26 protein-coding genes are annotated in these 20,831 nt (G+C 63.5%); 4 read left to right on the forward strand and 22 right to left on the reverse strand.

The annotated features are described in order from the left end of the window. Window positions 1–50 precede the first annotated feature (50 nt). The 21 genes from ABID44_RS14700 to ABID44_RS14800 all read right to left on the reverse strand — a co-directional run bounded on the left by ABID44_RS14700 (window position 51) and on the right by ABID44_RS14800 (window position 15,473). On the reverse strand, window positions 51–716 hold the full coding sequence (locus tag ABID44_RS14700; protein ID WP_354152465.1) for a response regulator transcription factor: 666 nt from the start codon (window positions 714–716) through the stop codon (window positions 51–53). Between the two features lie 84 nt (window positions 717–800). Further along, the gene (locus ABID44_RS14705) at window positions 801–1,052 is read right to left on the reverse strand and encodes a hypothetical protein (protein WP_378226540.1); all 252 of its coding nucleotides are present in this window, start codon (window positions 1,050–1,052) and stop codon (window positions 801–803) included. Window positions 1,053–1,173: 121 nt separating this feature from the next. Further along, window positions 1,174–1,380 carry a hypothetical protein gene (locus ABID44_RS14710; protein ID WP_354152466.1) on the reverse strand — a complete coding sequence of 69 codons (207 nt, stop codon included), beginning with the start codon at window positions 1,378–1,380 and terminating at the stop codon, window positions 1,174–1,176. A 28-nt stretch (window positions 1,381–1,408) separates the two neighbouring features. Then, window positions 1,409–5,302 carry a baseplate multidomain protein megatron gene (locus tag ABID44_RS14715; protein WP_354152467.1) on the reverse strand — a complete coding sequence of 1,298 codons (3,894 nt, stop codon included), beginning with the start codon at window positions 5,300–5,302 and terminating at the stop codon, window positions 1,409–1,411. An 18-nt stretch (window positions 5,303–5,320) separates the two neighbouring features. Continuing rightward, window positions 5,321–5,752: a C40 family peptidase gene (locus ABID44_RS14720; RefSeq protein WP_354152468.1), complete on the reverse strand. Its 432-nt coding sequence runs from the start codon at window positions 5,750–5,752 to the stop codon at window positions 5,321–5,323. Further along, entirely contained in the window at window positions 5,749–6,639 is an 891-nt protein-coding gene (locus ABID44_RS14725; protein WP_354152469.1) for a phage/gene transfer agent baseplate hub protein, read from the reverse strand. Before ABID44_RS14725 ends, ABID44_RS14720 begins: the two co-directional genes overlap by 4 nt. Then, on the reverse strand, window positions 6,636–7,283 hold the full coding sequence (locus ABID44_RS14730) for a phage distal tail protein, Rcc01695 family (protein ID WP_354152470.1): 648 nt from the start codon (window positions 7,281–7,283) through the stop codon (window positions 6,636–6,638). The genes ABID44_RS14725 and ABID44_RS14730 overlap by 4 nt, the downstream gene beginning before the upstream one ends. An 8-nt stretch (window positions 7,284–7,291) precedes the next feature. Continuing rightward, a complete protein-coding gene (locus ABID44_RS14735; RefSeq protein ID WP_378226551.1) occupies window positions 7,292–7,843 on the reverse strand; it encodes a phage tail tape measure protein in 552 nt (183 codons plus the stop codon). Between the two features lie 27 nt (window positions 7,844–7,870). Further along, entirely contained in the window at window positions 7,871–8,077 is a 207-nt protein-coding gene (locus tag ABID44_RS14740; RefSeq protein WP_354152471.1) for a rcc01693 family protein, read from the reverse strand. Then, window positions 8,074–8,415 (reverse strand): gene transfer agent family protein, encoded by a 342-nt coding sequence (locus tag ABID44_RS14745; protein WP_354152472.1) that lies wholly within the window; start codon window positions 8,413–8,415, stop codon window positions 8,074–8,076. The genes ABID44_RS14740 and ABID44_RS14745 overlap by 4 nt, the downstream gene beginning before the upstream one ends. Next, on the reverse strand, window positions 8,412–8,828 hold the full coding sequence (locus ABID44_RS14750; RefSeq protein ID WP_354152473.1) for a phage major tail protein, TP901-1 family: 417 nt from the start codon (window positions 8,826–8,828) through the stop codon (window positions 8,412–8,414). Before ABID44_RS14750 ends, ABID44_RS14745 begins: the two co-directional genes overlap by 4 nt. A gap of 33 nt (window positions 8,829–8,861) precedes the next feature. After that, a complete protein-coding gene (locus ABID44_RS14755; RefSeq protein ID WP_354152474.1) occupies window positions 8,862–9,269 on the reverse strand; it encodes a DUF3168 domain-containing protein in 408 nt (135 codons plus the stop codon). After that, window positions 9,250–9,405 carry a hypothetical protein gene (locus ABID44_RS14760; protein WP_354152475.1) on the reverse strand — a complete coding sequence of 52 codons (156 nt, stop codon included), beginning with the start codon at window positions 9,403–9,405 and terminating at the stop codon, window positions 9,250–9,252. Before ABID44_RS14760 ends, ABID44_RS14755 begins: the two co-directional genes overlap by 20 nt. Beyond that, complete coding sequence (locus ABID44_RS14765; RefSeq protein ID WP_354152476.1) at window positions 9,402–9,737, reverse strand: phage head closure protein; 336 nt, start codon at window positions 9,735–9,737, stop codon at window positions 9,402–9,404. The genes ABID44_RS14760 and ABID44_RS14765 overlap by 4 nt, the downstream gene beginning before the upstream one ends. Then, on the reverse strand, window positions 9,738–10,307 hold the full coding sequence (locus ABID44_RS14770; RefSeq protein WP_354152477.1) for a head-tail connector protein: 570 nt from the start codon (window positions 10,305–10,307) through the stop codon (window positions 9,738–9,740). 87 nt (window positions 10,308–10,394) lie between these two features. Then, a complete protein-coding gene (locus tag ABID44_RS14775; protein WP_354152478.1) occupies window positions 10,395–11,651 on the reverse strand; it encodes a phage major capsid protein in 1,257 nt (418 codons plus the stop codon). After that, complete coding sequence (locus tag ABID44_RS14780) at window positions 11,648–12,235, reverse strand: HK97 family phage prohead protease (RefSeq protein WP_354152479.1); 588 nt, start codon at window positions 12,233–12,235, stop codon at window positions 11,648–11,650. Before ABID44_RS14780 ends, ABID44_RS14775 begins: the two co-directional genes overlap by 4 nt. Then, a complete protein-coding gene (locus tag ABID44_RS14785; protein ID WP_354152480.1) occupies window positions 12,225–12,578 on the reverse strand; it encodes a DUF6107 family protein in 354 nt (117 codons plus the stop codon). The genes ABID44_RS14780 and ABID44_RS14785 overlap by 11 nt, the downstream gene beginning before the upstream one ends. After that, the gene (locus ABID44_RS14790) at window positions 12,575–13,762 is read right to left on the reverse strand and encodes a phage portal protein (RefSeq protein ID WP_354152481.1); all 1,188 of its coding nucleotides are present in this window, start codon (window positions 13,760–13,762) and stop codon (window positions 12,575–12,577) included. The genes ABID44_RS14785 and ABID44_RS14790 overlap by 4 nt, the downstream gene beginning before the upstream one ends. Before the next feature lie 15 nt (window positions 13,763–13,777). Further along, entirely contained in the window at window positions 13,778–15,079 is a 1,302-nt protein-coding gene (locus tag ABID44_RS14795; RefSeq protein ID WP_378226544.1) for a DNA-packaging protein, read from the reverse strand. Next, on the reverse strand, window positions 15,006–15,473 hold the full coding sequence (locus ABID44_RS14800) for a hypothetical protein (protein ID WP_354152482.1): 468 nt from the start codon (window positions 15,471–15,473) through the stop codon (window positions 15,006–15,008). Before ABID44_RS14800 ends, ABID44_RS14795 begins: the two co-directional genes overlap by 74 nt. Window positions 15,474–15,802: 329 nt before the next feature. Between ABID44_RS14800 and ABID44_RS14805 the strand changes: the two genes are divergently transcribed. The 4 genes from ABID44_RS14805 (at window position 15,803) to ABID44_RS14820 (ending at window position 20,418) form a co-directional block, all read left to right on the forward strand. Next, window positions 15,803–17,962, forward strand: coding sequence for a transglycosylase domain-containing protein (locus tag ABID44_RS14805; RefSeq protein WP_354152483.1), 2,160 nt, complete (start codon window positions 15,803–15,805; stop codon window positions 17,960–17,962). A gap of 70 nt (window positions 17,963–18,032) precedes the next feature. Next, entirely contained in the window at window positions 18,033–18,617 is a 585-nt protein-coding gene (locus ABID44_RS14810; RefSeq protein ID WP_354152484.1) for a DUF1214 domain-containing protein, read from the forward strand. Next, window positions 18,610–19,158: a DUF1254 domain-containing protein gene (locus tag ABID44_RS14815; RefSeq protein WP_354152485.1), complete on the forward strand. Its 549-nt coding sequence runs from the start codon at window positions 18,610–18,612 to the stop codon at window positions 19,156–19,158. Before ABID44_RS14810 ends, ABID44_RS14815 begins: the two co-directional genes overlap by 8 nt. 369 nt (window positions 19,159–19,527) lie before the next feature. Beyond that, window positions 19,528–20,418 carry a hypothetical protein gene (locus ABID44_RS14820; protein ID WP_354152486.1) on the forward strand — a complete coding sequence of 297 codons (891 nt, stop codon included), beginning with the start codon at window positions 19,528–19,530 and terminating at the stop codon, window positions 20,416–20,418. Window positions 20,419–20,421: 3 nt separating this feature from the next. Here ABID44_RS14820 and ABID44_RS14825 read toward each other — a convergent pair whose 3' ends face one another. After that, a complete protein-coding gene (locus tag ABID44_RS14825) occupies window positions 20,422–20,766 on the reverse strand; it encodes a DUF1491 family protein (RefSeq protein ID WP_354152487.1) in 345 nt (114 codons plus the stop codon). Window positions 20,767–20,831 lie beyond the last annotated feature (65 nt).

Here is a 20,831-nt window from a genome sequence, read left to right on the forward strand (position 1 = left end):
AAACCGTCTGGCAGGTTTCGATGCAGGAAGTGCGGGCAACTTCTGCGAGTTCAAGCCTCCGGCTCACGAATGCGATAACCCATGCCGCGCACGGTTTCGATCAGATCGACGCCGAGCTTCTTGCGCAAACGTCCCACGAACACTTCTATAGTATTGGAATCGCGATCAAAATCCTGATCGTAGAGATGTTCCACCAGTTCGGTGCGGGATACGACCTCGTTCATGTGGTGCATGAGATAGGCGAGAAGCCGGAACTCGAGCGATGTCAGCTTGAGCGGAACCCCGTCGACATCCGCCTTGGAAGATTTCGTATCGAGCCGCAGCGGGCCGCAAACGAGTTCCGACGAAGCGTGGCCCGCGGCCCGGCGGATGAGCGCGCGCAGCCGTGCCAGAACCTCCTCGATATGGAATGGTTTGGCCACGTAATCGTCCGCGCCTGCATCTATGCCGGCCACCTTGTCGCTCCAGCGATCACGGGCGGTCAGCATAAGCACCGGCATCTTGCGTCCGTCGCGACGCCAGCGCTCGACCACGCTGATGCCGTCCATCTGCGGCAGACCGATATCCAGTATGACGGCGTCGTAGGGTTCGGTATCACCGAGAAAATGGCCTTCCTCACCGTCATAGGCCTTGTCGACCACATATCCGGCATCGATCAGGGCGTCGGAAATCTGCCTGTTGAGATCCTTGTCATCCTCGACGACGAGCACACGCATGAAAACGATCCTGCCGTAGCGGCCAGTCGGCCCAATTGCTGTCAGATATAGAGCGATTCCGGCGTCATTGAAACGAGACGCATTTCAGCCCTTCGGCACCACGACCTCGGTTCGGCGGGGCCGTTCGCCATCTCTGCCCGGAACCAGCACGACGATGACGCACACCGCCTGCCCGCCCCTGTTGGCTTCGGAAGCTTTTGCCAGCGTTCCACCGTTCTGCGCGGCAACCTGCTGTCCGATCGAATAGCAATCGGCGGCGACAGCGGGCGGCGCGAGTAGTGCGCCGGCGCAAAACGCCAACATCGTCGACCGGATCGTGTTTCGAAACTTTTCCATGGTCGCCGTTCTAACCTGCCATGGCTGAACGTGAAATGAATGCTGAACGCATCGCGCATATCCCCCCAACAGGCATTTGCACACAAGAACCAAGCCTCGCCGGAGGCGCTACATGTCAATCCTAACCTATCCTGTCCTTTGCAGACAACCTGCCAAGAATGGCGATCAGGCCCGAGATTGCGCTTACGCCTTGTAGCAGCGTGTCGGTAAGCAGAGCGCCATGGGTTGCCTCGACAGGCAGACCGGCCACACCGGCCGCACCTGTCACGACCGTTATGATCGACGCCCATATGGTTCGGGAAAAATACCAGGGTTTGATCGCTTTCATTGGCTGTTCCTTTCACATGTCGGTTGATTCAAATGATGCTCAGGCGCGATACACCGGGCAGCCCCCACCCGGTCGGCCCGCCCGCCTGGCGCACCGTCAGACCGATGGTTTCAGGCAGCGTTGCGAAATCCGTGGCGATCAGGGCCTGCGCATACAGCCAGCCTTGCTCGGTCACCGTTTCGGTGCGCACGACCTGGCCGGTGGGATCGGCAATCTCGATACGATATTCTTCGCGCTCCTCGCCCACGGGAATATCGGGCGCTTCCCAGCTATCCGCGTCCAGCCGGCCACGGCGGATCCACGAAAGCCGCACATCGTCTCCCACGCGCTTCGCTTTCAGATGCACCGGAGAAAGCGGAACCTGTGACCGCAATCCACCGATATGCCGCTCCGTTATGAAGTGGAGATCGGAAACATCCATCGCCGTCGGGCCGACCTGCCAATTGAGTTCGAGGCCGACTTCCGCCGGTTGAAGGCCTGTCGGAACCACCGCTTCGTCGAGAATCACGAAATCGGAACCGGCAGGCGCGCCGGCCGCCATGGCGTCACCGGTACCCAACTGCCCCCGAAGCAGAAAAGACAGACGCCATGTTTGCGAAGCCACCTGCTCAGCCTGTCTGAACTGCATGACCTCCCAGGCGCCAGAAGCCGATTTGACCGCCGCCGAGTTGGCTCCATTGAGCATCTGAAGCAGGCTTACGCTTTGCACATCGGCGTCGAACAATTCGACCATGATCGAACTGCCATGTGCGAGCCGGCCTTCAAACCCCGGTGGCAATGGTTCAAGCAGGCGTCCCAATGAAGCGGGTCTTGGAACAAGCTGCCGATAAGCGAACCCCTCCCCTTCGGGAGAGGCAAATACTGTCTGGCTGCGCCAGGGCTTTTGCCAGACCGCAACACGAAACTGTTCCGTCGCGCCGGTTCCGCCAGCGCCTGCGGGCAAATCAAGGAACAATACATGTGGCTGGCCCGCGACGACGGATATCTGCGGCACGCCGGGAAGAACGGCTTCCCGCCATGGAGAAGGAACGGCGGCGTAAATCTGGCGCGCCTCCACCCTGCGCGTGACGCCATCCTCTATGCCGGTTACGAGATAATCCGACGGGAAATCGGAAAACGGCAATCGGACCACCGCGCCCGGCAAGATATCCGCGTTGGGCTGAGGCACGGCGAAAGAAACCGCCTCGCGCTGACGCCACACGCGCCTGAGCCAATCATCGAGCAGAGCCCCTGCTTGTCCTGCTTCCAGTACGCCGGGGAAATAGATGGCTTGCTGCCTGCTGCCGGTTACGCCGCCACGGGCGCGCCTGACCGTGGCGACCTGATAATCGTTCGCAGGATCGACAAAGCTGAGCAATGCTTCTACAGGCAATTCATGGTCAGCCTCGCGGACCGCCTCCAGCGTTGGCGCGCTGTCGTCAACGACAAGTTCATCGATGGAAAGCGCCGGCCTTTTCCCGGCGCCCGCGCGTTCGATGATCAGCTTTCCCCAGGCTTCATGCGCGCTCAGGTCGAACAGGTCCATCAGCGGCTCAAGTGCTGCCCGCGCTGTCGTCGGGTCGGCGATGACGTAGCCGCTCACGCAACCATCGACCTCACCGACAATTGCGTCATGATAGCCATGATCCCGCAGGATTGCGGCGACCAGTGCAGCTACGTCAGGATTGCTCAATCGCCCGTTCAGCCAATGGCCGCGGCTCCAGTGCTCGCCATCCGACCAAAGGTCGACACGCTGCGGAAACGCGGGGAACGGGCGCGCGTCCCAGGCCCACAGGTAGCTCCGCTCATGATCGACCATCCGACCGGCGTAGACAGGCGAGAGCGGATTTCCCGGCTCGTCAAAATCCCCGGAAGACGGATCCCAGTGCGACATGTGGGCCTCAAGAAACCGCATCTGCGCCAGATCGGATCGCCCCTTGTTCGAGAAGTAGGGAGTGGTGCTCTCGGCAGATTTCGGGTCCGGGAATGCATTCGGCTGGTTCGGCCCCTTGTCGACAGCGGGGCAGCCCAGTTCCGTAAACCAGATCGGCTTGCTCATGGGTGCCCAGGCGGTCGGCACAGGTTTCTCGACACCCCCCACACGGTCGTAGTGCGGACTGGACCACCAGGACAGGATGTCCTTGTAGCGGAAAACCCATGGTTTGTTGTGCGCGCCATCGGCGATCGGCTCCCGCGCACGCGCCTCTCTTGCCGCAGCATCGGGATAATACCAGTCAAAGCCCTCGCCGCTGGCGACGCCAGCCTGCAGGCCTCTCAAATCATAGGGACCGGCAAAGCCGTCAGGGTTGCCACCTGCGTAATCCGCGTCCCGCCAGTCCGACAGCGGCATGTAATTGTCGATCCCCACGGCGTCGATGGCGGGGTGCGCCCATAACGGATCGAGATGGAAGAAGACATCGCCCGAACCATCGGCCGGGTGGTGGCCGAAATATTCGCTCCAGTCTGCTCCATAGCTGATCCGCGTCGACGGACCGACCACCATGCGCACATCGGTTGCGAGCGCGCCAAGCTGTTCCACGAAGGGAAACGCGTCGGCCTGATCGCGAAGCGTCGTGAGACCGCGCAATTCACTGCCCAGCAGGAAGGCGTCGACCCCTCCTGCCCTTGCCGCGAGATGCGCATAATGGAGGATGAAACGCCTGTAGCCCCAGTCCGCTCCGCCACTGAACGAAATCGTGTCTCCGGAAGGGGAGAATTGGTTCCTCTGGGCCGAGCCGCAGAATGTGGCAACCTGCGCTCTCGACAGAGCCGTGCGGTCGGCCGAATCAAGCTGTAGTGGCCCCGGATGGCAGGTAATGCGCCCGCGCCATGGATAAGCTGGCTGGTTCGCCCCGCCATAGGGGTCCGGAAGCCCGTTGCCGGCGGGCACGTCCATCATGATGAAGGGATTGAGCGTAACCTCGAGGCCACGCGCCCTTATCTCGGCGATAGCCTCCATGACACTCCCGTCCGAGGGCGTTCCGCCATAGGCTGGCCCGTCGTCATGTTTCGAAACAGCGGGGGCGGCCTGTCGTGAAATTCCCGATACCCGCCACTCTTTCGAGAAGCCTCCATCGAGGCCGGTGGTCGTCATCGGCCTGATCCGGCACTGGCCGGCGCGCAGATCGTCGCCGAACCAGGCGACGACCAGCGCCACATGTTTCAGGTTCGGGCAGGTCTGCTGCAATTCGCCCAGCGAAGCCTGGATATCGGTGCCCGCAAACAACACATTGCGGTTCACATAGGCCTCTTCACCGGGCCGCTTGCGGCTTGTCACGGGTGTCGTGGAAAGCCCGTATTCCGTCGCGCCGGGGATCAGCGCAACCGCCCTTACGCCCGTGTGCACCTTGCCGACCGGGCGGATCACCTCAAATTGCAGTTGCGGAATACGATTGCCGAAAGGGCTCAGGTCCATCTGCTCGATGACCACGTAGGCCGAACCTCTGTAGGCGGGGGCGTTGCCCGTCCCCTGCCGCGCCTCGATCAACGGATCCGGCTGCTGGTCCTCGCCGCCGGTGTAGACACGGAACTCAAGCGTCTCGCGATCAATCTCCTGCCCGTCCGCCCAGATACGCCTGACGCCGGCGATTTCGCCCTCGCACAGCAGAAACGCGGCGTTGGCGAAATAGGAATATTCGGTGACCTTCGGTCCCGTCTTGCCCTGTCGCCGGGTAGAGCGGCGCTCCTCGAAACGCGTCGCCCATATCAGCGTCCCGCCCAATCTCGCCGTACCGTACAGGCGCGGTATGGATGCGCCTTCCTCGGCGCTGAACGGTCTTGCATTCGCCAGTCTCGGTCCCTCGATCCGCTGCGTGCCGCTGATCAGCGCGCGATCGATCGCATAGCCCGCCACCGCGCCAACCGCGGTCCCGATCGCACCGCCGAATGTTCCGAGGAAGCCGCCCAGATAGGCTCCGGCCGCCTGCAGCAGGATGGTCGCCATGAAACGCTCCGGCGTTGGTCAGTTGTCAGGAAAAGCGAAAACGCCGGCGATGCGCCGGCGCCATTGCGGAACAAGGAAGGATCGCACGACCCCGCCGCCGCCGTCATAGGCATGCACGAAGTGATCTTCTGCGACCGCAATGCCTGCGTGCCGCGCCGGCAGATGCGGCCTCCAGCGGAAGATCAGCAGCCGCCCGCGCAAAGGTGCGCCGGTATCGCAGGACTGGAAATGTCGACAAGCACCGGCAAGCAGCGCTTCCTTCGCATCGCTGCAACTCCAGTCTGGGGCGTAATCCTGCGGCGCAGGCAGTTCATTGTGGTAGAGCGCACGCCATACGCCCCGAACCAGTCCGAGGCAGTCGCATCCGACACCTTTGGCGCTCGCCTGGCGTCGATATGGCGTCCCGATCCATGACAGCGTTTCGATCACGACATTCTCGGCTTCCATCATGGCGTCACCGGGCCGCCGTCGAAGACGCCACCCTCGGAAACGTAGGCATAAGCCACGTCATTTCCGGGCAGATGCGGAAAGCCACGGAAGTTCAGCGAATTTGCGAATTTCGCCTTGCAGGTCGCAAATGAATGATCGCAACCGGCCACGATGGTGAAACCGTCTCCCGCGCCGATCACCGGTCCGGCGCCGACTTGCAGCGTCAGGACAGCAGATGCGCCGTCGCTTCGGTGATCCACCACCCTCTCGCTTCGTCCCTGCCGCGCCCCGCCTGTCCATGTCAGCGCGCCAAACGAAAACCAGCCGGTATCAATGCCTCCGAGCCCCGAAACACGGACCATATCCGGCCCCTCGATGGCGTCGACCATGCCCACGCCGTTGAAGGCAGGCTGGCCAAGATTGACCCCACAGCGCACGTCACCGACTTCGGCATCGCATTTGCGTGCTACATGGCGTCCATTGGGTTTGTCCAACTGATGCAGGAGACTTTCCAATTCGGCCAGGAAGCGCCCGTCCGTGCGCGTGATCTTGCCCACCGTCGCCTTGCCGATCAGCGCGTAGTCCTCGGGCTTTCGCCAGTTGACCAGAAACGTCTCGACCACCGCCCCATCATAGAGGCCCGCAGCGATGTCCTCATCGCTGATACTGTTCGATGACAACGCGCCTTCGACATCGACGGTGTCCACCGAAAGTCCCAGAGATTGCCGCGCCTCGCTGGCGCTCAGTCCGGTCTCCGGTTCGAACGTCATCCCGTCAACGGTCAGCTCGCGATCATGATCGGTGAAGCCGAACAAGATTCCGTCCCTGCGCGTCAGCCGCCAGCAATGGCAAACGCTGGTCACGTCCTGCCCGAAATGGTCGAGCAGTTCCTGCGGATAGGCGGTCATGGCTGCACCTCGATCAGGGGGATGGAAGGAATCTGGCCGGCCTTGAAGGCCCGAAGGCTCATCGACAGCCGATCCGTGTCGAACCGCACCGGCACGTCGAATTCATAGCCCGCCGTCACCGCCTGCCCGCCTCCGGGCGTCTTGCCCGAGGCGAACACCACCTCCCCGGTCGCCCCATTGAAGCTGAAATCCGCCGCCGGAATTTCCGTCCCGCCCACCGCGATCCGCAATGTGCCGGCCACCGGCTTTTCGATTGGCCGCCGATATGCGTCAGGGCCGTTGCCATAGGTCTTGACCAGCGCGAAACGATGCGTCGTGCCGTCGCCGGTTCCCAGTATCTGGTCCAGAGCCACAGGAGACGCGCCTGGCGGGCAGGATTTCATGTCGAACGGATCGCGGAAACGGAAGCCGTGCAGCGAACCGCGCCGGGCCTCGAAGAAAGCCAGCACCTCGTGCAGGTCTTCCAGCGAGCGCAGGCCGGTGCCGGCATCATAGTGCCGGCGCGAATGGGCGAAGCGTGCGTTGCGCTTTTCCCGGCCGGAAGTCAGCGCCACGATCTCGTTGCGCCGCTCCGGCCCGCCCGTCGCGCCAAAGGATACGGCGAGCGGAAACAGCACATCATGAAAGCTTGCGAGTTCGGACACGCATCACCTCAGAAGGTTCGTGTTCCGCGCGACACGGCACGCGCCAACATGCCAGTGATCTGCGCTTCAGATTTGCGGAAGGAGGCGGCGTCCTGTGCGCTCACGTTGAAGACGACATTGACCGGCGCGCTTCCCCCGCCGGCGGCGACACCGAGACTGCCGTCGGGACCGCGCTTCAGCGGCAGGATCGCCTCGCTGCCCGCCTCGCCCATCAGGCCGATCTGTCCGCCCATCGGGAAATAGGTCGGCGACGACACCACACCGCCGGATGCGAAGGGCACCACGCCGCCCTTGGCGAAGGGGAGCGCACCGCCCAAACCGCCGAGCAAACCCGAAAACAGCGATCCCGCCAGCGATTGCAGCGGCTTTAGCCCTTGCGAGAGAGCCATGCCGGCAAGATTGAGCGCTAGCTTGCGCAGCACGTCGTCCAGTTCCTTGCCGCCCACCACGGCCTGCTTCATGGCTCCGGCCAGATTGGCGCCGAAGCCGTCAGACAGTTTTTCCAGATTGGCGAGCGCCATCTGGAACGGCGCGACATCCGCCTTGATGGCCACGGTCATGTCTTGTGCCAAGATCAGCCTCCTGTGTCATTGATCGGGAAATGCACGCATCAGTTCCGTCAGTTCGGCCCGCGCCGGAGCGGCTTGCCGGGGCTGCGAAAACGGCCGTGCCGCGCGCTCGAACTCGATCGGCGTCATCGCCCAGAAATCCTTCGGGGAAAGCCGCAGCAGGCCAAGGCCGGTCGCCATCACCTCATCCCAGGGAAAGGCTGTCGTGCCCGCTGCGGCGCTCAAGGGCGTGGCGACTGCTCGCCCCCGGGGGAGCCCCCGAATGTCGTGATCAGCAGATCGCTCACGATAGCGGCGAATCCCGCCATGCCGCCCGGCGCGCTCATGCGCCCGATCTCCTCGTCGCTGATCGCCTCGCCCGCGCCGCGCAGCCCGGCCCCGATGACGCGGATCATGTCGAGCGCCGAAAGCTTGCCATTTGAAAAGCGCTCCACCAGCTTACCGAGGTCGTCGGCGGCGAATGCGGCTTCCAGTTCGGCCAGCGCACCCAACGTCAGGCACAGCCGGAAATGCCTGCCGTCCAGTTCCGCTGCGATTTCGCCGCGCCTGCGATTGGCGTTCATGGCGTCACCGCAAAGCTGATTGACCCGGCCGATTCCAGCGCCATCTCGAACGTGACCTCACCGTCATGCGCGCCGGTATATTCAAGCGAGGTGATCTGGAACGGTCCGGAAATCACCCCGAAATCCGGAACGCCGAGCTGCCAGCCGACGATGTCGCCGGCAAAGAAGCATTGCCGCATCAGCGCATCGGACTGCGCGTCCTTGAAAATCCCGGAGCCACTGACGGCCGCGCGCTGCACACCGCAGCCGGCCAGAAGTTCGCGCCAGCGCCCGGTCGAATCCGCGTCGGTCACGTCGACAGTCTCGCTGTTGAAGGCGATGCGCTTGGTGCGCAAGCCGGCGACGGTGACGAAGGCCCCCTGCCCATCGGAATCGATCTTGAGAAGAAGGTCCTTGCCCTTCTGTGCGACCATGTCGGTCTCCCTGATTGCAATGAAGTGGAAGGATCAGACGGCATCCTCGGTCACGGCGCGCATATGCAGCAGGCCGTGATGGACGGAAATGTCGTCATCGAAGATTACATCCGCGGATTCGAAGCGGAAATTCACCAGATGCTGGTTGTCGATCGTCAGCGGCGTTTCCAGCGCCGCCCTCACGGCGTCGACAATGGCGAAGGCTTCCTTCCTGCCCTTCGCCTTCGACCAGACATGAAGCGTCACCAGATGTTCGAGACCGCTTTCGGTCGAGGTGCTCCAGTCGAACACGCTCGTCCGGCCGAAAGTGACATAGGGAAACGCCGCATCGGTCGGCGCGCGGTCGAAAATGCGCCCGCCGCCCAGCAAGGCGACGAGCACCGCATTCCCCGTCAGCGTCTCGAACATGACCTTCTGCAAATCAGCGCAGGCTGCGGTCATCGCGTACCTCCTTCATCTGATCCGCGTTGCGTGCCTGCTCAGGCCTGCGAAATTCTATCTGCTCCACCAGTTCATGACCTTTCCAGCGCAGGGCGCGCAGCAACCCGTCGAGGGTCAGGGCGATGCTCACATTCATGGCGCGCCCTCCCTCGCCCGGCAGACCAGATAGCGGCCGGTTTCGTCAGGATCGTGCACGGTCACGATCTGGAAAATACGTCCGCCGCGGTGAAAGCGCATACCGCCGGCGACACCCTCACGCTTGCGCAGGGTGATGCGATGCGTCACCGTTTCCAAACTCCTGTCGGCGCCGAAGCGGCTTTCGGCCGCCAGCGGCTCGATATGCGCGAAAACGGTCGCCACCTCGCTCCACTGCTCGGAAAATCCGCCCATGCCGTCCGGCGCAGCCTCGACCTTTTCGAGCGCCAGCTCTGTGCGCAGCGCACCCGGATTGATGAAGGAGGCCAGCATTCAAAGCCTCCTTGTCCGGAACGGCGCGATCAGCCGGTCGTATCCGGCCGGATATCCGACCGGCTGATCCTTCGGGCCAAAGGCGGTGCGGAACTCATACCAATGCGCCACGAGAAGCAGCATCGCCCTGAACAACAGGTCGGGCACGTCAGTCCCCGCCTCGCCGAAGCCGGCCGCAAAATCGATCTCGATGCCGTTCATGGCCCGCAGGGCCGTCGGCGCAGCGCCGAAGGCGATGCGCGCCGGGCGCGAGATGGTATCGGCCCGATAGCTGGTCGGATCGACCAGCGATACCTCGCCGTCCCGTCCATAAGCCGTCACCGAGAGGATTTCGCGCACGGGGTGCAGCGGGATCGTCACCACGCCATTGCGCGGCCATGTGTCCAGCACCAGCCGCCAGCTTTGTTGGATGAGCGCCAGGCCAGCGGCCCGCTCCACCTCCTCGCGCGCCGCGCGAATGAGGCCCGAAAGCAATTCGTCCTCGCTGGAATGGTCAATGCGTAGATGCGCCTTCGCTTGCGCCAGCGTCACCGGCTCGGCGGATGGCTCCACGGTTCTGATCAGCGTCATGCAATCGCCTTATGATGGAGACAAAAAGCGGCCCCGGAGGAGGAATCCGGGGCCGCATCGGCAGGCTTGAGCAGCGTAAAGCGCCGCTTAAGAGACGCCGAACTTGACCAGCTTGATAGCGTCGAAATCCTGCACACCGCCGCCCACGCGCTTGGTGGTGTAGAACAGCACGTAGGGTTTGGCGGAGTAGGGATCGCGCAGGACGCGCACACCCGCCCGGTCGACCACCAGATAGCCGCGCCCGAAATCACCGAAGGCGATCGGCGTCGTATCGGTGGCGATGTCGGGCATGTCCTCGGCCTCCACCAACGGGAAGCCCATCAGCATGGCGTTCTGGCCGGGGCCGGCCGGCGGCTGCCAGATGTAGTTGCCGTCGCCGTCCTTCAGCTTGCGGATCGCGGCCTGCGTCTTGCGGTTCATCACCCAATGCGCGTTCTGGCGATATCCCGCCTTCAGCGCATAGACCGTGTCGATCAGGATGTCGGACTCGTCACTGGCCGGGAAATCGCCCGCCACGCCGGTCGCCTTGTAGCCCATGGAACCCCACGCCCAGGAATCCTCCTCCACCATCGTGTAGTCGAGAAAGCCCTTCGGCTTGTTCACGCCGTCGCCGGACACGAAGGCCGCCCCTTCCTGTTCGGCGAACGCGGCCTCCACCTCGGCCGAAATCCACTGGTCGAGATCGACGATGGAATCCTCCAGCAGCGTCGCGGTCGCAGCCGGCATGGCGTACAGTTCCATGGTCGGGAACTGCAACTCGGCCAGCATCGCCGTATTGGTCTGCGGGCGCGCCGCTGTCTCGGCCACCCAGCCGACCGCCGGGCCGTTCACCGCGAAGGGCTTCTTCAGTACGGCCGACGACACCTGACGCACTGAGGCGATGGCGCGGATCGGCGAGATGGCGGCAAGCCGCTTGCCGATTTCAACCTCCGTTTCCGGTGGCACCAGATAGCCGCCATCCTGCCCCGAACCGTAGGACATGGCCTTGGTGTCGAGCGCGCGCAGATGGCGGTCATCGCCGCTGCGCATATAGGCGTCGAAGGCCTGTTTGTGTTCGGAGGGCAGGATCGCCTGCTCCCGGTCCAGAACCGGCCGCGCCCGCTTCAGGGCCAGCTGATCGATAGCGCGCTTCTGTTCGTCGAGCGCCCGCGAGATGCGGTCCACCTTCTCGGTGGTGAGCACGTCAGCGTCCATCCGGCGCTCCATCTCGGCAAGCTTTCCGTCATTGCTTTCCCTGAAAGCCTCGAAGGTGGACATGAACTCGCCGAAGGCGTCCTTCAGGTCCAGATGATCACCGCTCATCGATTTGGTTTCGAGCGGCTGGGCAGGCTGCGATGCATTCATAGAGAACGTCCTTTCGGGTTGATGATGCTGATTGCGTGACGGATTTCTCTGGTGAGCTGACGCACACCGGCTTCGTCGTCGGCGGGTTGCTTGCGGCGCTCTGCCTTGACGGTCTCGACACGGGCCGCCGGCTGCATGGGAAAGGTCACGACCGAGATTTCCCACAGATCGGCCTCGATGATGTGGCGGACGCCGCTTGGCTGATGGCGTCGCGTGCGCACCGCCTTGAAGCCGATGGACAGCCCGTCCAGCGCGCCGCTGCGCAACAGCGCCAGCACTTCATCGGCACGCTGCACGCCCGGCGTAAGCCGGCCCCGCACGAACAGGCCGCGCCTGTCCTCCCGGATTTCGGTCCACACGCCGATCGGCTGCGCCGCATCATGCTGGTAGAGCATTCGGATGCCGGAGGCCTTTCGCCGGCGCAGCGACTTCGCGAATGTGCCCGGCTCGACCACATCCTTGCCGAGATCGACCATCCCGAACACGCTGGCATAACCGGCGAAAGTCCCGTTCGCCTCGATCCGGTCGACAATGAGGTTCGCGAATTTTCGTTCGAATCCGGGCGCGACAGGGTCAGCGTTCATGGCCGTTCCCCTCTTCGCTGTCACCGCGTGGACGATCGGGGCGATACTGTCCAAGAAGCTTCAGGACGAAGCCCAGCGCCCACCAGGCGCACAGGCTGGCCAGCGCCGATCCCATCAGCACCATCTCGGAGGAGCCGATTCGCTCCTCGATGCCGAGATCGGTCGCGACCTTCAAACCTGCCGTCCCGCCGAAAACAACGCCGCACATCACCCCGACGATGAAGCGCGACGCCGCCTCACGGCGTCCCTGGGGCAGGATATAGACAAGCGAGGCCGCCGATCCCGCGATCGCGCCAACGCCCTTGGCTGCCCACAGCCAGCTTCCCTGCGACATATCGGTCATGACCGGTCTCCTTCATCAGCGCGGCGCGGCTGATAGCCCACAGCCTCGCGTTTCTCGTCGTCGCTCAGGAAGGAAGCGGCTTCCAGACGCGTCCACAGCGCATCGCGGTCGCTGGTCAGGCCATCGACACGATCCGCGTCGTACCAGAGCCTCAGGCCCTCTCCGAAGGCCGGCCTCATCCAGGCCGACAGGTCCCTGGCCGTGCGCGCCAGCAGCGGCAGCACGGTCAACCGGTAGAAGGCGCGGTTCGCTTCCTGATAGTTTGCATAAGTGTTGTCGCCCGGAATGCCGAGCAGCATGGGCGGCACACCGAAGGCCAGCGCGATGTCGCGGCTGGCCGAATGCTTGGCCTCCACGAAATCCATGTCGCGCGGCGTCAGGCCCATCGCCTTCCAGTCGAGCCCGCCTTCCAGCAGAAGCGGCCGGCCGGCGCGGGTTGCGCCCGAATAGCCCTGTTCCAGTTCGGCTTTAAGCCGGTCGAACTGCTCGTCGGTCAGGTTGCCGCCTTCCTTCGGCGCATAAACCAGCGCGCCCGAAGGCCTGGCCGAATTGTCGAGCAGGGCCTTGTTCCAGCGCCCGGCAGCATTGTGCGTGTCGAGCGCCATCAGCGCGGCTTCCAGCGGCGGAAAGCCGTAGTGATCCTCCAGCGGATGAAAAAGCGTCAGATGCACCGCTCCGCCGGCATCGAGCGGCACCCTCCGTCTCGTGCTTCCTTCCCGGTGGTCCAGCGCCACGGGCCAGCCGGCTGCGTCCGTAACCACCGTCACCCGGTCGGGGCGCAGCAGATGCAGTTCGCGCGTCTGCGCACCGGCCTCGACAAGTTCGACATAGGCGTTTCCGGCAAGCAGCAGATGCCCATAGAGCGCCTCCAGAAAAGTCGCGCCCGCCTGCCGCTGGTTTGGCCGTTCCAGAAGATCGAGCAGCGGATGCGCTTCGATCTCGCTGCTGCCTTCGTAAAGAAGCCATGGGATGCTCGCGGCCGCCTCAGCGATCAGCCGCACCGCCCTATGTACGATCGGGTTGCGCATGAAGCCTTCGCGGGCCAGCGTCGCATAGTCGCGCCGCGACCAGTTCGCCTCGCCTTGCGCATGAAAGGCGATGAAGCCGGAACCCGCCGCTTCCTTGGTTTCCAGGCGCGCGCCGCCATCCCCCGCGCTTCGGGGCCAGGGCCATTTCCAAGCCATTGCAAATCCTGTCGTTTAAAGAAGATCGCGAATACGCGGGGCCGAACCCCGACCTGACGTCAATTCGGTGATCGCCCAGACCAGCGCATCCATGCGGTCGGGCGACCGGCCGCCGGGCAAACCGTCCGGGCCGAAATCGCACATTTCGTCTTCCAGTTCGGGAAAGCGGCCGGCATGGCGCACCCTGCCCTGCTGGTAGAGCGCGGCCACCGGCTCGGCCCGCAGCCATTTTCCACGGCTCGCCCGTACCGGCTTCACCGGAACGGCGGGGTCAACCGTGTGCAACACGGCCGTCGCCATCTCGCCTCCCTGATTGACCTCCACCACAAGACAATCCGCCTGAAGCCTGTGGAACAGGCCGATCGCCTTCTGCGCCCATTGCTGCGGTTTGGCCGCCCGCACGGTCTCGTCGGCCAGAACAACCGCGAAACCTTGCGCATCCAGCCCTGCCGCAACGATGCCGCAAGCATCCGAAGTGCGGCGCGAACTGGCCGGCGGGTCGACCGCCACCACGATCCGCTGCAACTCCGCCGCCACGGCGCTCGCCGCCGCCTGCTCCAGCATGGAGCGCGACCAGAGCGCGTCCTCGCGATCCTCGATCAGTTCGCCGCCCAGTTCCTGCCGCCCAAGCCGTGTGCCCGCATAGCGCCGCTCGATCGCCTCGATGAAACCCGGCGCGAGATTGGCGACATTCTCATGGGTGCCAAGCTTCGTCAGCATCATGGAAGGATCGGCCAACAGCCGCTTCATCAATGGTGTCGGGCGCGGCGTGGTGGTGATGAGCTGGCGTGGCCTTTCACCAAGCCTCAGGCCGAATTGCAGCATGTCATAAGTGGCCTCGGCATTCTTCCATTTGGCCAGCTCATCGCACCAGGCCGCAGCAAATTGCGGGCCTCGCAGACTTTCGGGGTCTTCGGAGGAAAACACCTGCGCCACCGCACCGCTTGGCCACAGAAGCCGCCGCCGGGACGCCTCATAGCGGGGCCGGTCGCCCCGGGCCACGCTGGCGATGCCTGAAGCGCCATCGATCATCACCTCACGCACGTCACCCAGCGTCTCGCCCACGAGAGCGATCAGCCCATGCCGGTTGCCGGGCCGTGCGAAAGGCGGCAATCCGCGCGCCAGCGCGATCACCCATTCAGCGCCGAGACGGGTCTTTCCCGAGCCGCGACCGCCCATCACCAGCCATCCAGCCGGATCGCGCCCGAGCTGAATCTGGTTGGCCCGCCCCCGGATGAGCCATTCATGCACCGCCTTGCGCGCCTCCTGCGGCCGCAGATTTTTCCTCAACCATTCGAGTTGCGAGTTCGCCCGCAAGCTCGACGATACGTTCCTCGATCCGTCGCAGCGTCTCGGCAAGGTCCTCATTATCCCTGATGTGGTTTTCCCTGGCGGCTTCTTCCGGCCGCATGATCTCGCCGATTTTCTCGAGCCCGCGGATCATCGCGATCAGCCCGTCGATGGCGCCCTTGTCGATATTACCGCCGTTTTCTGCTGCCTTTCCCAATTCCTCCACCTTGCCAAGGACCATGCCGGCCGCCTTGCGTATACGCGCCGAGACATCCAGCGGGCCGGCCTCGACCAGCTTCCAGCCTTCGTCCCGCGCCAGACGCCGAAGGGAAGCGACCGATCGTCCACTGGCCATCGCCAGTCGCTCGATCGTCGCATGCCCGCCTTCGGCCAGTATGCGCAACGCGTGCAAACGGGCCATCCGCCCTGCCGCAGCTTCCGGCATGGTCCTCGCCTCATCCAAACATGAGCAAACGGGAATTGTGATTGATTGGATCGCCAAGCGCCCGGTTCCGGCCGCTTCCTTGTGAACCGGCCTGCGCCAGTCACACTTTTTTGACGATAACTGAACACTATCAGAGCAGCGTTACGGTGTCAAGAATTAATTCCTAGGAATTTTAACTTATTTCGGCCGCACGCGCTTTGATTGAGAATCCCTCTTGCCGGCCATTTGCGGATGGGGGAAAAGGAATATGTGGGCGGTTTCTGACGGAGTGTTTCCGGCGCCCAATACAGCCGGGCAGCTTGTAGATGGTCAGTCCCTTGGAGCCGAAGAAGAAACGTGGCCGGATCGCCGCCTTCCTGCTGGCGATCGACGCCTGGCTCGATTCCACTCTCTACGAAGTCGGCTTCAAATTCCGTGAGTTCTGGGAAGCCGCGACGATCTTCTTCCGCCGCTTCCGCGTCAAGGGCTGGCGGCGCGGTGTCATTGAACTGCTGAGCGAGGGCTTCACGCTGGGCGCGGGAGGGGCGGTGGTGATGCTGGCGCTCGCCATGCCGGCCTTCCAGGAAACCTCGGGAGACTGGCGGGCGCAGGACGATTTCGCCGTCACCTTCCTCGACCGCTACGGCAACGAGATCGGCCAGCGCGGCCTCATCCAGCGCGATTCCGTGCCGGTGGACCAGATGCCCGATCACGTCATCAAGGCGGTTCTCGCCACGGAAGATCGCCGCTTCTTCGAGCACTACGGCATCGACGCTCTGGGGCTCGTGCGCGCCATGACCGAGAATGTGCGCGCCAATTCGGTCGTGCAGGGGGGCTCCAGCCTCACCCAGCAGTTGGCCAAGAACCTGTTCCTGTCAAATGAACGCACGCTGGAGCGCAAAATCAAGGAGGCGTTCCTGGCCCTGTGGCTGGAGGCCAACCTCTCCAAGAAGGAGATTCTCCAGCTCTATCTCGACCGCTCCTATATGGGCGGCGGCACCTTCGGCATTGAAGCGGCGGCCGACTTCTATTTCGGCAAGAGCGTACGTGATCTTACTCTGCCCGAAGCGGCGATGATGGCCGGCCTGTTCAAGGCGCCCAGCAAATACGCCCCGCACGTCAACCTGCCGGCGGCTCGCGCCCGCGCCAACGTCGTGTTGTCCAATCTCGTCGACAGCGGCTTCATGACCGAGGGACAGGTGTTGCAGGCCCGCAGGCATCCAGCGGATGTGGTGGATCGGGGTGACCGCAAAAGCCCGGATTATTATCTCGACTGGGCTTTCGAGGAGGTGCGCAAGTTCGCCGCGAATTCGCGCCAGCATTCGCTGGTCGCCCATACCGCCTTCGATCCCAACATCCAGCAGGCAGCCGAGGAATCGCTGGAATTTCACCTTCGCCAGCATGGCAAGGAGTACAACGCCTCGCAGGGCGCAATCGTGGTCATCGAGACCAACGGCGCGGTCCGCGCCATCGTCGGCGGCCGCGACTATGGCGCCAGCCAGTTCAACCGCGCCACCAAGGCGCTTCGCCAGCCCGGCTCCTCCTTCAAGGTCTATGTCTATGCCGCGGCCGTCGAACACGGCTTTACACCGGAAACCATCGTTTCGGGCGCTCCGGTAAGCTGGGGCAACTGGCATCCCGGCAACTACAACGGCGCTTCGGCCGGCCGCATGACGCTGACCACGGCGCTGGTCAAGTCGATCAACACCGTGCCTGTGCGCCTCGCCAAGGACAATCTCGGCATCAAGCCGATCAAGGAACTGGCTGAGGCGATGGGCGTCGAATCGGTGCTGGAATCGCACAAGACCATGGTTCTCGGCACCTCGGGCATGACCGTCATGGATCAGGCCACAGGCTACAGTGTCTTCCCGCAGGACGGCATGGTCGGCACGCGGCACGGCGTCACCCAGCTCGTCACTCATACGGGCGACGTCATCTATGATTTCGCCAAGGATGCTGCGCCGCCTCATCGCGTTCTGTCGGAACAGGCCGTTTCCTACATGAACACGATGCTGGTTCAGGTGCCCGTCATCGGCACGGCGCGCCGCGCCGCCCTGCCGGGCATCGTCTCGGGCGGCAAGACGGGCACCAGCCAGTCCTATCGCGACGCCTGGTATGTCGGCTTCACCGGCAATTACACGGCCGCGGTCTGGATCGGCAATGACGATTACAGCCCTACCCGCAACATGACCGGCGGTTCGCTGCCGGCCATGGTCTGGCAGCGTCTGATGGCCTACGCTCATCAGAACATCGACCTAAAGCCGATCCCCGGCATCGCCAATCCGTTTGTCGATGCAACCGTCGCCGCCAAGGCCGAGGAGGCAGCCAGGGCTGCCGCGCAGGCGGAAGCCGACCGCGCAGCCTCCGAACGTCCGCCGGTCCTGTCCAGCCGCAGCACGCAGCTCCTGCGACAGATGAACAAGCAGTTCCTGTCGGCCCCCGTCCTCCAGCCGGATGCCGAACCGGAGACGGTGTCTTCGCTGTGAAGCTTCAGACAACTTGCCACGCGGACGCCGCTCGCGGTAACTGCGCCTCGACTATTCATCGGGGCCGCTGATGCTGAAAAGAGCCATGCTGACGCTGATCGCGCTGGTCATCGCCATTGGCGGCGGTGCGGCCAGCGTGTGGTATGCCCTGCATGTCCAGAAGGGCGCAGGCGCAATTGGCGTCGGTTCATGGACCGCCTTTCCCGATATCGGCACCCCGCAAGCGGATCCCTACACCAATGCCCGCGTGGCGCGTGAGGGGGTTCTCGCCCTTGGTCGCGCCGAAGGGCTCGCCTTCGTGGCCGAACACGATTCGGGCGGAAGACCGCTGACGAAGGAATGCACCTACCGCCTTGAGGGTCATCTCCCGATCGCCCGGTTCTGGACGCTTTATGCGGCGGACCGGTCACTCGATGTCATCAAGACAGGCAAATCCCGCCCGGCTGCGCTGCAATCCTACCAGGTGGTGAGAGAACCGGACAATTCCGTGCGCATCACAGCGTCCAGACACCCGGCTCCCGGCAACTGGCTTCTGACGGCGGGAAGCGGAGCCATGTATTTCGTGCTCACTTTCTACGACACACCGATCGCCAGCAGCACGGGTCTGTCCGGCATCGAACTGCCGCGCATCGTCAGGAGCGGCTGCGATGCGTAATCTTCTATATGCCGTTCTGGTCGGGCTTGTGGGTGCGGGCATCATCCACATTCTGGTGTTGATGCTGGTGCCGGAACTGTCCGAACGCGATGCATGGTCGCGCCTCGCCATGGCTTCGGACCTCTATCGCATGACGCCGCTTGAGGCGGAAACCGGCGGTCAGCCCGTGGTGAAATCCGTCGATCCGCTGTTCCTCGCCGTCGCCTGCCGGTTCGACCTCCGCGAAGGCATGGTTCAGCTCAAGGCTCCCGGCAAGGCCCCATTCTGGTCGGTCTCGATCTATGATCGCAACGGCCATAATATCTACAGCTTCAACGACCACAGCGCGACCAACGCCACGCTCGACGCCGTCGCCCTCACTCCCGCCCAGATGCTGGAGGTGCGGCGGCAACTGCCGGACGACCTCGACGGCTCCATCTTCGTTGAAACCCCGATCGGCGAAGGCGTCATTGTGCTGCGCGCCTTCGTTCCCGATGAAAGCTGGCGGCCCGCGGTCTCGCAGTTTCTCCGGCAAAGCTCCTGCGAACTGAAGGAGCTTTAGCCGCGCCCTTCAATGCTTCGGCGCGGGCGGTAATTCCACGGGCAACAAAGGTGTTTTGCCTTGCGGCGCAGCCGCGCCCGCTTGTTCCCGCTCGTAGCGGACGCCGGGGAAGATCACCACCGCGGCGGTTCCACAGCCTCTCGAAGGTTTCTTCATGGCCGCGCTTTGCGGCGTGAAAGACAGGACTATACCCATTTCGCGCATCCCTCTCGGTTCAACCGGAGCACAACGCAACGCCTCCTTTATGCATAGAGTCCCCTTGAGGGTTAACGGAGCGCTAACGGATCGCGGCTAATTTGAATGTTGTTCTGCCGCGCATGCCGCTGTTGGCCTGCGGGTTTCATCGCGAGTCGTTGAAGGCGTATCTTCGTGTCATCCTCGGATTTCCGGCAAATCGCGATCAGGACTGAAGCCGGCAAGGCCGAGCGCCTGTTCCGCGCGGCCATATCCGCCTTTTGCGCCCTGACGCGCCCTTCGCGCCGGGAAATTACGCAGCTGGACGATCTGACGCTGCCATTGTTCGACGAGGTTTCGCCCGAAGCCCGTCGCTTCGCCGCCGCCGCCCTGTCGGAATGCGAAAGTGCACCGGCCGGCCTTGTGAAACGCCTCTCGGATGAGCCCGTCGAGATCTCGGCTCCCCTGCTCGTCCGCTCGCGCGCGCTCGCCGATGTGGAACTTATTGCGCTCATCGGACGTCATGGATTGCCGCACGCGCGCGCCATCGCCCGCCGCAAGGAGTTGCACCCGACGATCGCCAGCCTTGTTCGTGCGCTTGATCGCCCCGGCACGTCATCAGAACAAAAAGCGTCAGCGACCCAGGGCAAGGCGGCAGACAGGACGCGCGACCAGCTCAGATCGATGATGGCCGATGGCCCTCACCCGTCCTTTTCCGTCACACCGGCGACGCCGCATGGCTTCGGCCGGTTGCTGGATGCGGCGCTCGACGCAAACGCCGCCTTTTTCCATACCGCCCTTGCCGACGCTCTCGCAATCGAGTTCGACGCCGCCCGCAAGATCGCCTCGTCATCCGATCATTTGTCGCTGCTCACAGCGCTGCGCGCACTTGAACTAAGAGAAGCCGAGGCGTTCCTGATCACCAGCGCCGCCCTGCCCGGCTCCTTCCCCGACACCGGCAGCGTGCGCCTGTTCATCGAGCGCTATCGTGGCCTCGAACCGAAAAACGCCATCGCCAGGGTCGCATCATGGGCGAAAGGCGGCGACATCTCCCCTGCTGGCGGGCGGACGCTCAAAGCCGGCTGAGTTTCAGCCTTTTATCGGAACCAGCTCTTCGACAGGCAGCGCGCCGGTTTCGATTTCCAGCACCCATATATCGGGATCGAAACGCTTCTCACGCTCGATGCGGGCCTCCAGTAGCTCGACTGTTTCCCCGTCTCCCATTCGTGTGAACAGGCGCTCATCGGGTCTGGCGGAATCATAGCTTGTCTGCGGTGCGGGCCCGTATAGCGCCACCTCGCCAAACCTGTCCCTGACAAGGACAAAGGCCGCCCCCGCCTCACTGGATCCGCGCTTCAAAATCGCCGCGAACCCACCGGAACCGAACACGCGGCGCACCAGTGCAGACGCCCACAGGTCTGTCGTCACACGCATTTCAGGTGAAGAAATTCAGATCGATCATCCTGCTGCATAGCAGCCGGAACACTGTATGACGAGAC

The sequence above is a fragment of the Aquamicrobium ahrensii genome (assembly GCF_040545755.1).
GTDB classification, from domain to species: Bacteria; Pseudomonadota; Alphaproteobacteria; order Rhizobiales; family Rhizobiaceae; genus Mesorhizobium; species Mesorhizobium ahrensii.